1 protein-coding gene and 1 pseudogene are annotated in these 13,839 nt (G+C 73.2%); both read right to left on the bottom strand.

The features are described 5' to 3' along the window. A pseudogene (locus ABD256_RS43445) lies at nt 1-7,303 on the bottom strand (SDR family NAD(P)-dependent oxidoreductase); the annotation flags it as partial. 60 nt (nt 7,304-7,363) lie between these two features. Beyond that, a complete protein-coding gene (locus tag ABD256_RS43440; RefSeq protein ID WP_344432151.1) occupies nt 7,364-13,801 on the bottom strand; it encodes an SDR family NAD(P)-dependent oxidoreductase in 6,438 nt (2,145 codons plus the stop codon). Nucleotides 13,802-13,839: the final 38 nt, after the last annotated feature.

Below are 13,839 nucleotides of genomic sequence, written 5' to 3'. Positions count from 1 at the left end.
CGGACGCCTGCGCCACCACACCCGCGTCGTCGCGCCCGGACACCACCCACGGCACAACGGAATTCGTGTCACCACGGACGGAAGACGCCTCGGCAGGGGCCTGTTCGAGGATGACGTGCGCGTTGGTCCCGGAGATCCCGAACGCCGAGACCCCGGCCCGGCGCGGGCGATCGGTCTCCGGCCAGTCCCGCGCCTCGGTCAGCAGTTCCACGCCGCCTGCGGCCCAGTCCACATGCGACGACGGCGAGTCCACGTGCAACGTCGCGGGCAGCACACCGCGCCGCAACGACTCCACCATCTTCACCACGCCCGCCGCCCCGGCGGCGGCCTGCGTGTGCCCGATGTTCGACTTCACCGACCCCAGCAACAGCGGACGTTCACGATCGCGGCCGTAGGTCGACAGCAGGGCCTGCGCCTCGATCGGGTCACCGAGCTTCGTGCCCGTACCGTGCGCCTCCACCGCGTCGACATCCACAGTGGACAGACCGGCGTCGGCCAGCGCGGCACGGATCACCCGCTGCTGCGACGGACCATTAGGCGCCGTCAAGCCATTCGACGCGCCATCGGAGTTCACCGCCGAACCGCGCACCAGGGCCAGCACCCGGTGCCCGTTGCGCCGGGCGTCGGAGAGGCGCTCCACCACGAGCACACCGACGCCCTCGGCCCAGCCGGTGCCGTCCGCGGCCTCCGCGAACGCCTTGCACCGGCCGTCCGAAGCCAAGCCGCCCTGCTTGGAGAACTCGGCGAACATCCACGGCGTCGCCATCACCGTGACGCCACCGGCCAGCGCGAGCGAGCACTCCCCGCGCCGCAGCGCCTGCGACGCGAGGTGCAGTGCCACCAGCGAAGACGAGCACGCCGTGTCCACCGACACCGCGGGCCCTTCCAGGCCGAGGAAGTACCCGACCCGGCCCGACACCACGCTCGGCGTCGTCCCGGTGAGCAGGTATCCCTGGGTGGCCTCGTCGATGTCGGCCGCAGCGGGCTGGTAACCGGAGTAGGACGTGCCGAGGTAGACCCCGGTGTCGCTCTTGCGCAGGCCGAGCGGGTCGATCCCGGCGTGCTCCAGCGCCTCCCACGAGCATTCGAGCGCGAGCCGCTGCTGCGGGTCCATCGCGACGGCCTCGCGCGGCGAGATCCCGAAGAACCCGGCATCGAACCCGGCGGCCGAATGCACGAAACCGCCCACGCCGGAACCGGTGTCCCAGCCGCGGTCGACCGGGAACGGGCAGATGCCGTCGGCCCCGGAAGCGACCAGGTCCCACAGGGTCGACGGCGAGGTCACGCCGCCCGGGTAGCGGCAGGAGATCCCCACGATCGCGATCGGATCGGTTTCGTGCGCGACTTCCCGGGTGGTGACCTCGGCCGCCTCCGGTGCGTCGAGGCCGAGTTCGGCGAGCAGGTGCTCGGCCAGCTCCTCGACGGTCGGGTAGTCGAAGACCACTGTGGACGGAAGCCTGCTGCCGACCACGACACCGAGCCGGTTGCGCAATTCGACCGCGGTGAGCGAATCGAAGCCCAGCTCGCGGAACGCGCGCCGCGGCTCGATGGCGCCGTCCGAGGCGTGGCCGAGCACGGCGGCCACCTCGGTGCGCACCACCTCGACCAGCGCCGCGCGGCGGTCCTCCGTGGCCAGCTTCCGCACCGCCGCGACAAGTCCGTCCCCGGAGGCGCCGCCCTGCGCGGCCACGCGCCGCGACGGGCGGAGTAGCCCGGCGAGCATCGGCGGCACCTGTTCGGCCACCGTGCCGGGGCCGCCGACGAGAACCGGTGCCAGCACCGCCTTCGACGAATCCAGCGCGGCGTCGAGCAGGCCCATACCGTCCACACCGGACAGTGCGCGCATCCCGGCGCGGGCGACGCGGGCCAGGTCCGTTTCGGACAGCCCGCCCATCATGCCGCCGTCGATCGCCCACGGCCCCCACGCCAGCGAGGTCGCCGGGAGCCCGAGTTGCTGGCGCGTCTGGGCCAGCGCGTCGAGCGCGGTGTTCGCGGCGGCGTAGTTGCCCTGGCCCGCGCTGCCGAGCAGCCCGGAAATCGACGAGAAGAGCACGAAATGGCTCAGGTCCCGGTCTTTGGTCAGCTCGTGCAGGTGACGGGCGCCGTCGACCTTGGCTGCCAGCACCTCGGTCACCAGCGCGGGGGTCAGCGCGGGCACCGTGGCGTCGGCCAGCACCCCGGCGGTGTGGAACACCGCGGACAGGTCCCCGATCTCGGCGAGGGTGCTCGCGAGCGCGTCGCGGTCGGACACGTCGCAGGCCAGTACCCGCACCCGCGCGCCGTCCGCGCTCAGTTCGCCGGCGAGCTGCGGCGCCCGCCCGCTCCGGCTGAGCAGGACCAGATCGCGCACCCCGCGTTCGGCCACCAGGTGCCTGGCGAGCAGCGAGCCGAGCCCGCCGGTGCCACCGGTGATCAGCACCGGACCGGCGCCGAGCGGACGCGGGATCCGCACGACGACCTTGCCGACGTGCCTCGCCGCCGCCATGAAGCGGAACGCCTCCCGCATCCGGCCCGCTTCGAAGACCGCGATCGGCAGCGGCGCCACGGCACCGGTGCGCAGCAGGCCCATCACGTCGGCGAGCATCTCGCCGGTGCGGTCCTGCCCTGCCTCCACGAGATCGAAGGCGCGGTAGGTGATGCCGCGTTCGGCGAGCTCGGCCGGGTCGCGGAGATCGGTCTTGCCCATCTCGATGAACCGGCCGCCCTCGGAGAGCAGGCGGAGGGTGGCGTCCACGAACTCGCCGGCGAGGGAGTCGAGCACGAGGTCGATCCCGCCGAGCTTCTCGCGGAACCGGTCCTCGAATTCGAGCGTGCGGGAGGAGGCGATCTCGTCGTCGGCCAGCCCGAGCGAACGCAGCGCGTCCCTTTTGCCGGGGCCCGCGGTGCCGACCACGGTCGCGCCCCAGTGCCGGGCGAGTCGCACCGCGGCCATGCCGACGCCACCGGCCGCCGCGTGCACCAGCACCCGGTCGCCTGCCCGGATCCGGCCCAGGTCGCGCAGGCCGTAGTAGGCGGTCAGGTACACCATCGGGATCGAGGCCGCTTCGGCGAACGACCACGCGGGCAGCATCTTGGCGAGCATCCGCGCGGGCGCGACGGCGGAATCCGCGAGCGCGCCGGGGAAGATGCCGAACACCCGGTCGCCGACCGCGAACCCGGTCACACCGTCGGCGATCTCGGTGACCACACCGGCGCCTTCGAGGCCGAGCGGGAGCGGTTCCCCGGGGTACATGCCGAGCACGGTCAGCACGTCGCGGAAGTTCACCCCGGCCGCGCGCACCGCGATCCGCACCTCACCGTGGCGCAGCGCGCGCGGTTCGGCGGCGACGGGTGTCAGCCCGTCGAGCGAGCCGGTGCCTTCGTGGACGGCCTGCCAAGCCTCACCAGGGATGGCCACTTCGCCGGTGACGTGCGCGAGCCGCGGGACGAAGCACCGGCCGCCCCGCAACACCGCCTCGGTGACACCCGCGGCCACGACCGCCGGAACCAGTTCTTCGGAGGCTCCATCGGTGTCCACAATGGAAACACGACCGGGGTTCTCGCTGACCACCGACCGCATCAGGCCCCACACCGCGGCGGCGGCGAGATCGACCGGAGGCGCGCCGAGCGAGGTGCCGTCGTCGACGACCATCGCGTTGCGCGTGCGGACGAGAAGCGTCTCACCCTCGTTTTCGCTGTCGTTGAGCCATTCCTGCACGAGCCCGAGCACGCGGATGACCTCGGCGGCCGGTTCCCCGCCGCCACCGGCGTGAACCGTGCGCGGGCGCGGGACCTCACCGGACACGGCCGGGAGTTCGCGGTGGGCCCAGTCGACCTCCAGCAGCGGACCGGCGGTCTTCCTGACCGCGAGCTGGTCCTTGGACACCGCGCGCACGACGATGTCCTCGGCGGACAGCACGAGCTGCCCTTCGCCATCGACCGCGGTGAGCGCCATCGAGTCGGCGCCGGTGGCGGAAAGCCGGACCCGCAGCCGGTCCGCGCCGACGGCACCGAGGGTCACCCGCTGCCAGGCGAACGGGATCCGCGCCTCGCCGTCGGACACCAGCACGAGCCCTTGCAGCGCCGCGTCGAGCAGGGCGGGGTGCACGGCGAATTCGGCGGCTGCCTCCGGATCGGGCAGCACGAGGTCGAGGAACGCGTCGCCGTTCCGCGCGCGCCAAGCCGCGGTGAGGCCCTGGAACAGCGGCCCGTACCCGAACCCGGTCTCGGCCAGCGCCGGGTAGAAGTTCGAGACGTCGACCGGTTCGGCACCGGGCGGAGGCCACGCCGCGCTCGCCCACGAAGTGTCCACTTCGGACCTTTCGGTGGCGAGCAGGCCGCTGGCGTGCAGGGTCCAGTCGTCCTCGTGCTCGGCCGGTCGGGAGTGGACGCTCAGCTCGCCGTCCCGCACCGTCACCTGGAGCACCACGGGGACGTCGCCGGTGAGGACCAGGGGTGCGGCGATGGTCAGTTCGTCGAGTGCGTCGCAGCCGGTCAGTTCCCCGGCCCGCAAGGCGAGTTCGACGAATCCGGTCGCGGGGAACAGCACCGAGCCCTGGACCACGTGGTCACCCAGCCACGGGTGCGTGGCCAGTGAGATCCGACCCGACAGCACCCAGCCGCCTCCGGCGAGACCCACGACCGCACCGAGCAGCGGATGCCCGGCCGCGCCCAGACCGGCGGCGGACACATCGCCCGCGCCGTTGCGCAGGGTCGGCCAGTACCGGGCAGGGGTGAACGTTCGAGCCGGGAGGTCCGTGCGCTGGGCGTTGAGGTCGGCGAAGGCGCCGTTCCAGTCCACCTCGGCCCCGTGGACCCACAGGTTCGCGAGCGCGGTCAGCACGGCGGTGGGTTCGTCGACACCCTTGCGGCCGGTCGCGGTGACCGGAATCGCGGTGGTGCGGGCGACCATTCCCGCCAGCGCGGCCTTCGGCCCGATCTCCAGCACCAGGTCGGCGTCGAGTGCGCGCACGCCGTCGGCGAACCGCACCGCTTCCCGGACGTGGCGAACCCAATACCCGGGATCGGTCACCAACCCCGGCGTGACCAGCGCACCGGTGAGGTTGGAGAGCAGCGGGATCGCCGGTTCGCTCAGCCGTAGCCCGGCGATCGCGCGCGCGAACTCGTCGAGCATCGGCTCCATCAACGGCGAATGGAACGCGTGCGACACCGCGAGCCGCGTGGTCTTGCGGTCCCACCCGGCCACGGTCGCCGCGATCCGCTCCACCGCCTCGACGTCACCGGAGATCACCACAGCGTCGGCGGCATTCACCGCCGCGATGGAGACCGTGCTGTCCAGCAACGGTTCCACTTCGTCCACCGTGGCCTGAAGCGACACCATCGCCCCACCGCTCGGCAGAGCCTGCATCAAACTCGCCCGCGCCGACACCAGCGTGCACGCATCCCCCAGCGACACCACCCCAGCCACATGCGCCGCGACGATCTCCCCCACCGAATGCCCCATCACCACCGCCGGGGCGATCCCGAACGACTCCAACAGCCGGTAAAGCGCGACCTCGAACGCGAACAGCACCGGCTGAGTCACCCCGGTCTCATCCAGCGAACCCCCGGAGAACATCACCTCCCGCACCGGCAGGACCGCGTCGATCTCGTCCAGCGCCCGCGCGAACACCGGGAACCGCCCGGCCAGCTCACGGCCCATCCCAGCCCGCTGCGCACCCTGACCCGAGAACACCACCCCCACCCGGCCATCACCGGACACCCGGCCCCGCACCGCACCCGTGAGAGATTCCAACCCGGCCAGCAACTCCGCACGATCCGCACCAATCACCACCGCACGCTCATCCAACGCGGCACGCTCGGTAGCCAGCGACCAGCCCACATCCACCACCGAACCGGAGTCCTCAGTGGACAACCCGGCCGCGAGCCCGGACGCCTGCGCCACCACACCCGCGTCGTCCCGGCCGGACACCACCCACGGCACCACCGGATCGGCGATCTCGACGTCGGCGCGCTCCGGAACCTCCTCGGCGGGAGCCTGTTCGAGGATGACGTGCGCGTTGGTGCCCGAGATCCCGAACGCCGACACCCCGGCCCGGCGCGGGCGATCGGTCTCCGGCCAGTCCCGCGCCTCGGTCAGCACTTCCACGCCACCGGCCGACCAGTCCACATGCGACGACGGCGAGTCCACGTGCAACGTCGCGGGCAGCACGCCGTGGCGCATGGCCTCGATCATCTTCACCACACCGGCGACACCGGCGGCGGCCTGTGTGTGCCCGATGTTGGACTTCACCGAACCCAGCCACAACGGCTCGTCGCGACCCTGCCCGTAGGTGGCGAGCAACGCCTGCGCCTCGATCGGGTCACCCAGCCTCGTGCCCGTCCCGTGCGCCTCCACCGCGTCCACATCGGACACCTCAAGACCGGCATCCGCCAAAGCCGCACGGATCACCCGCTGCTGCGACGGGCCGTTCGGCGCGGTCAGCCCGCTGCTCGCGCCGTCGGAGTTCACCGCGGAACCCCGCACCACGGCCAGCACCCGGTGCCCGAGGCGCCGGGCATCGGAGAGCCGCTCCACCACCAGGACGCCGACGCCCTCGCCCCAGCCGGTGCCGTCCGCCGCTTCCGCGAACGCCTTGCACCGGCCGTCCGAAGCCAGTCCGCCCTGGTGGTCGAACTCCGCGAACGAACCGGGCGTGGCCATGATCGTGACGCCGCCCGCCAAGGCGAGCGAGCACTCACCGCGCCGCAGGGACTGCACCGCCAGGTGCAGCGCCACCAAGGACGACGAGCACGCGGTGTCCACGGTGACCGCGGGACCTTCCGTCCCGAAGGTGTAGGCCACGCGGCCGGACAGCACCGAAGCCGCGCTGCCGATCGCGACCTGGCCGAACACCTTGTCCGATTCCACGGCCGCGCGGAGCAGGTCCGGGTAGTCCTGCCCGTTGGTGCCGAGGAAGACCCCGACGCCGGACTCGCCGCGCAGGCCGGGGATGTCGATCCCGGCGTGTTCCAGCGCCTGCCACGAGCATTCCAGCGCGTGCCGCTGCTGCGGGTCCATCGCCAGCGCCTCGCGCGGCGAGATCCCGAAGAACCCGGCGTCGAATTCCGTCGCGTCGTCGAGGAAGGCGCCGGTCCCGGTCTCCTGCCAGCCGCGGTCGGCGGGGAACCCGCCCATCACGTCGGTCCCGTTCGCGACCAGGTCCCAGAACCGCTCCGGCGAATTCGCCGCACCGGGGAACCGGCAGGCCATGCCGACGATCGCGACCGGCTCGGACTGCCGCTCCTCCAGCTCCTGCACCCGCCGCCTGGTCCGGTGCAGCTCGGACGTCACGCGCTTGAGGTAGTCGCGAAGCTTCTCTTCAGCCACTCCGAAGTCCTTCCCTCGGGTATCGGCGTCGTAGTCGTCTCTCTCAGACGCGCGCTACACACCCAGCTCGTTGTCGATGAAGTCGAAGAGGTCCTCGTCGTCGGCCTCGCCGAGCCGCTCGTCGAAGCCGACGACGATGTCGGTTCCCATGGCGTTGCCTTCGATCCTGGCCAGCATCCGGCGGAGCCGTCCCGCGGTCTCCTGGCGGAGGCCGGGATCGGCCATGATCTCCTCGAGGTGGTCTTCCAGCTCGCCGAAACCGCCGGCGGCGACGGGTTCGGCCAGTTCGCGCGCCAGGTAGTCCGCCATCGCCTCGGGTGACGGGTAGTCGAAGATCAACGTCGACGGCAGGGTTTCCCCGGACGCGGCGATGAGCCGGTTGCGCAGCTCGACGCCGGTGAGCGAGTCGAAGCCCTGCTCCAGGAAGCCGGTCCTCGCGTCGATGCGGTCCACGCTGGCGTGCCCGAGCACCGCGGCGGCCTCCGCGCGCACGAAACCGAGCAGGAACCGGCGGTGCCCGGCGGGCTGGATCGAGGCCAGCTTCGCCCGCAGCCGCGGCCCTTCTTCTTCCGCCGCCACCGGCGTTTCCGCCCGCCGCGGCAACGGCAGCGCGCGGTAGAGCGCGGGCGGGTCCAATTCGGACGCCCCGAGGTTCAGCCCGGCGGGCACCAGCAACGGCGCTTCGGCGTTGAAGCAGCGGTCGAACAGCGCCAGCGAGGTCTCCGAACTCATCGGCACGATCCCGTACCGCGCGAGCCTGCGCAGCGCCTGCCCGTCGAGACCGGCCGCCATGCTGCCCTCGGCGTTCCACAGGCCCCACGCGAGCGACACGCCGGGCAGGCCCAGCGCCCTGCGGTGCGCCGCGACGGCGTCGAGCTGCGCGTTCGCCGCCGCGTAGGCCGCCTGCCCCGCGCCGCCGAGCAGGCCGATGAACCCGGACAGCAGCACGAAGTTCGACACCGGCAGCGCGCGGGTCAGGTCGTCGAGGTGCCTCGCCGCGTCGGCCTTGGCGTGCAGGACCCGCGCGATCCTGGCCGGGGTGAGCGAGGCGAGCACACCGTCGTCGAGGACCCCGGCGGCGTGCACGACACCGGTCAGCGGGTGCCCGGCGGGGATCCCGGCGAGCAGCCTGGCCAGTTCGCCGCGGTCACCGGCGTCGGCGGCCACGACCTGTGCCGTGCAGCCGAGTCCGGCGAGTTCGCGCACCAGGTCCCCGGCACCGTCCGCGGCCAGGCCGCGCCTGCTGGTCAGCACCAGCCTCCGCACGCCGTGCGCGCGGGCGAGGTGGCGGGCGATCTCCTTGCCGAGCGCGCCCGTCCCGCCGGTGACCAGCACCGTTCCCCCTTGTTCCCAAGGGGATCCGGCCCGCTGCGCCGGTTCGGCGATCGGGGTGAGCCTCGGCGCGAGCCAGCCGCCCGCGCGCCAGGCGAGCTGCGGTTCGCCGAGCGCGGCCGCGGCGCCGGCGTCCACCCGGTCCGGGTCGCCGTCGACGAGCACGATCCGGCCGGGGTACTCGGTCTGCGCGCTGCGGACCAGCCCGGAGATCGGTGCCTGGTCCAGCGCCGGGACGCGGTCCACGTCCGTCGCCGCGACCGCGCCGTCGGTGAACACGACGAGCGTGCTGTCGTCGTGCGCCGGATCGGCCAGGAAGCGTTGCAGCGCACCGAGAACCGCGCCCGGGTCGGTGGAGGGCCGCAGCACGGTCACGTCCGGTACCGGCGCGCCGCCCGCTTCGACCGGCATCCAGTCGACGCCGAACACCGAGCCGTTTTCCTCGGCGGCGCCCACCCCGGTGGTGGTGATCCAGAACCGCTCGTGCTGGAACGGGTACGTCGGCAGGTCCACCGGCCGGGGTTCGTGGCCGGGGAAGAAGTCCGCGAGCACCGCGGTCCAGTCGAGGTCCACCCCGGCGACGTAGAGCTTGCCGATCCCGTCGAGCAGGGTGTCCGCCTGCTCGGTGTGCCGTCGCTGCATCGCGGTGACGGTGGCGCGGGCGGTGTCGAGCGAGGCGTGCACCGCGGGCGCCAGCACGGCGTCGGGGCCGACTTCGACGAACCGCGTGACACCGCGCTGGAGGAGCACCGCGACCTCGTCGGCGAAGCGCACCGCCTGCCGCACGTGGGCGACCCAGTACGCGGGGTCGGCGAGCTGGCCGGCGGTGGCCATCTCACCGGTCGTGCCGGACACCAGCGGGAGCCGCGGCGCGTGGTAGTCGAGTTCGGCCGCCACGGAGGCGAACTCGTCGAGCATGCCGTCCATGTGCGGCGAGTGGAACGCGTGGCTGACGCGCAGCGGCTTGACCTTCCGGCCCCACGAGCCGACCGTGACGGTGATCCCGTCCACGGCGTCCACGTCACCGGACACCACGACGGCGTCGGGTGCGTTGATCGCCGCGATGGACACGCCTTCGGTCAGCAGCGGCAGCACCTCGGCTTCGCTGGCCTGCAACGAAACCATCGCGCCCGCCCGTCGCCCACCACCACCCGCCACGGACCCGCTCCGCGAGACAGTGTCATTCCCAGGCAGGGCCTGCATGAGACGACCACGCGCGGCGACGAGCTTGCAGGCGTCGTCGAGCGACCACACCCCGGCCAGGTAGGCCGCGGTCAGCTCCCCGATCGAATGCCCGGCCAGCGCCTGCGGCCGCAGGCCCCACGATTCGAGGAGCCGGTACAGCGCCACCTCGAAGGCGAACAGCGCCGGCTGGGTGAATTCCGTCTGGTCGAGCGGGTTCTCGTGCTCGATCTCGGCGAACATCACTTCGCGCAACGGCCGCGGCAGCTCGAAACGGCCGCACACGTCGTCGAGCGCGCTCGCGAACACCGGGAACCGCGCGTACAACCGCGACCCCATACCAGCGCGCTGGGCACCCTGGCCGGAGAACAGGACCGCGACGGCATCCGCCCCGCCCGAGACCGCTTCGCCCCGCACCACACCAGGACCCGCGTCCCCTTCGGCGAGGCGCCGCAGCCCGGCGGCGAGTTCGGCGTGATCGCGGCCGGTCACCACCGCGCGGTGGGCGAGCCCCGCCCGCGACCGCACGAGCGACCACCCGACGTCGAGCACGGGCCCGGTGGCTTCGGCGAGTTCGGCGGCGCGCTCGCGCAGTGCCGCCTCACTCCTCGCCGACAGTAGCCACGGCACCGGCCCGGCCGGGGAAACCTCTTGCCCCGCAACGGTTTCTTCGGCCTGTTCGAGGATCACGTGCGCGTTGGTGCCGGAGATGCCGAACGAGGACACCCCCGCCCGGCGGGGACGGCTCGTCTCCGGCCACGCGCGCGGTTCGGTGAGCAGTTCGACGGCACCCGAGTCCCAGTCGATGTGCTCCGACGGCGCGTCGACGTGCCGGGTGGCCGGCAGCGCGCCGCGGCGCATCGCCTCCACCATCTTGATCACCCCGGCCACCCCGGCCGCGGCCTGGGTGTGCCCGATGTTCGACTTCAGCGAGCCGAGCAGGAGCGGGCGCTCCCGGCCCTGGCCGTAGGTCGCGAGCAGTGCGTGCGCCTCGATCGGGTCGCCGAGCCGGGTGCCGGTGCCGTGCGCTTCCACCGCGTCCACGTCCACAGTGGACAATCCGGCGTCGGCGAGCGCCCTGGCGATCACGCGCTGCTGCGCACGGCCGTTGGGCGCGGACAGGCCGTTGGACGCGCCGTCGGAGTTGATCGCCGAGCCGCGCACGGTGGCCAGCACGCGTCTGCCCTCGCGCAGCGCGTCGGAACGGCGTTGCAGCACCAGGACGCCGACCCCCTCGGCGAGCCCGGTGCCGTCCGCCGCCGCCGAGAAAGCCTTGCAGCGGCCGTCCCCGGCGAGCCCGCCCTGCCGCTCGAATTCGGCGAAGAGCCCCGGCGTCGCCATCACGGTGACGCCACCGGTGACGGCGAGGGTGCATTCACCGCTGCGCAGCGACCGCGTCGCCCAGTGCAGCGCGACCAGCGACGACGAGCACGCCGTGTCCACCGACACCGCGGGCCCTTCCAAGCCGAGCGCGTAGGCGATCCGGCCGGACCCGACCGACGCGGAGTTGCCGGTCATCACGTAGCCCTCGACGGTGTCGTCCGAACCGGACTCGTGCAGCCGCAGGCCGTAGTCCTGGTGGCTCAGCCCGAGGAACACGCCGGTGTCGGAACCGCGCAGCGCCACCGGGTCGAGCCCGGCGCGTTCGAGCGCCTCCCACGAGCATTCCAGTGCCAGGCGCTGCTGCGGATCCATCGCGAGCGCTTCGCGCGGGGAGATGCCGAAGAACGCGGCGTCGAAATCGCCCGCGCCGTCGAGGAATCCGCCGGTGCCGCCCGGCACCGGGGCCCAGCCGCGGTCGGCGGGGTAGGCGCTGATCCCGTCGCCGCCGCCGTCGACGAACTCCCACAGGCCGTCGGGTGAGGTGATCCCGCCGGGGTAGCGGCAGGCCATCCCGACGATGACCACCGGGTCGTCGTCGAGGTTCTCGGCACGCGCCACCGCTACGACGGGTTCGTGCGCACCGCCGCCGAGCCTGCCGAGGACGTGCTCGACCACGGCGGCCGGAGTCGGGTGTTCGTAGGCGACGGTCGCGCTGAAGGTCATCGCGGTCGCCGTCGCCAGCCGGTTGCGCAGCTCGACGACCATCAGCGAGTCGAAGCCGAGGTCCGAGAAGGGCCGCGTCCGGTCGAGCGCGCCGGGATCGCGGTGGCCGAGCACGTTCGCGACCTGCGCCACCACCAACTCGGCGACGACCCGCTCCCGCTCGGCGGCGGGCAGGCCCTCGATCCGCTGCGCGAAACCGTCCGTCTTCTCGCGGCCCCGGTCCGCGAGCGCGGTACAGGCTTCGGGCAGGTCGGCGAACAGGCGCGCCAGGCCCGCCGCGTCGAAGACCGGCGCGAGCAGCGACCAGTCGATGGTGGCGACGACGGTGTTCACGCGTCCGCTGGTGAGCGCGCGGCCCAGTGCGGCGAGCGCGACCTCGGGCCGGACCGGGGTGAGGCCGTGCCGGTCGAAGTGCCGCGCGGCGTGCTCGTCGGCGGCCATCCCGCCACCGGCCCACGGGCCCCACGCCACCGAGGTCGCGGCGAGCCCGAGCCCGCGCCGGTACGAGGCGAGGCCGTCGAGGAATCCGTTGGCACCGGGATAGGCACCCTGGCCGCCGGAGCCCCACACCCCCGAAACGGAGGAGAACATCACGAAGAACGCGAGGTCGAGATCCCGCGTCGCCTCGTGCAGGTGCCAGGCGCCGGTGATCTTCGGCGCGCACACCGCGTCGAAGCGCTCGCGGTCGAGACCGCCGAGCACCCCGTCGCCGACCACACCCGCGGCGTGCACCACACCGCGCAACGACGTGAGCCCGTGCACGAGCCGTTCGACGGCTTGCCGGTCGGAGACGTCGCAGGCCGCGGATTCCACCAGCGCACCGCGTTCGGCGGCCCACGCCCCGAGTTCGTCGAGCGCGGTCCCGCCGCGGCTGGCCACCACGACCTTCGCCGCGCCCTGCTCGACGAGCCAGCGGACGACACGCGTGCCGAGCGCGCCGGTGCCGCCGGTGACCAGGACGGTGCCGCCGTCGAGATCGACGGGCTCGCCGTCCGTGACGACGGCGTTGGCGAGGCGGCGGGCGAGCGATCCGGTGCCGCGCACCGCGATCTCGCGCTCGGGCCCGGTTCCGGTGAGCACGTCCGCGAGGGTGGCCGCCGCCGACGCGCCGGGCAGGTCGACCAGGCCGCCCCAGCGGTCGCCGGTCTCCAGCCCCGCCGCGCGGCCGAGGCCCCACAGCCCGGCCGAAACCGGCGAGCGGACCGCGTCGCCGGGGCCGGTCGAGACCGCGCCCGTGGTCACGCACCACAACGGAGCTTCGACGCCCGCGTCCGCGGTGCCCTGGGTCAGGACCACCAGTTCCCACAACGCGTCCGGCCCGGTGTCCTCGCCCCAGCCGAGGAACGCGGCGACCCCGCCGGCCCGGCGGCCCGCGAGGGATTCGGTGAGCCGGTCGGCCAGTGCCGCGCGGTCGTTTCCGATGTGGACGGTCACGACCTCGCCGCCGCGGTTCCGGATCTGCTCGCCGAGCGCGGTGAGCGGCTCTTCGGGACAGCCGGTACCCGCGACGAGGACCCACAAGCCGGGGTGCGCGCCGGGCGGCACCGTCACCGGCACCCAGCGGACCTGGTAGGCGCTTTCGTCGGCGAGGCGGCCTTCGTGGCGTCGCCCGTGCCAGTCCGAAAGCGCGGTGAGCGCGGGCTCCAGCTCGCCGTCGCCGGTGGTGACGCCGAGCAGGTCGGCGAAGCCGTCGATGTCGCGGTTGCCGACCACGTCCCAGAACCGGCCCTCTTCGGGGTCGGCGGTGGCTCGGACCGCGCGCACGTCGTCGGGCAGCCAGTAACGCTCGCGCGCGAACGCGTACGGCGGGAGGACGACGGGCCGGTGCTGCTCCGGGGCGGGCCAGGTGATGGGGGTGCCGGTGACCCAGGTTTGCGCGGCGGAGAGCAGGAAGCGGTCCCAGTCGCCGTCGTCGCGGCGCAGGGTCGGCACGACCGTGGCGCCGGTGGTGTTTTCGGTGTGGGTGGCGA

The organism is Amycolatopsis minnesotensis (genome assembly GCF_039529815.1).
GTDB classification, from domain to species: domain Bacteria; phylum Actinomycetota; class Actinomycetes; order Mycobacteriales; family Pseudonocardiaceae; genus Amycolatopsis; species Amycolatopsis minnesotensis.
The sequence above is the reverse complement of the archived record's forward strand: the minus strand, read 5'-3'. Positions and strand labels throughout refer to the sequence as shown.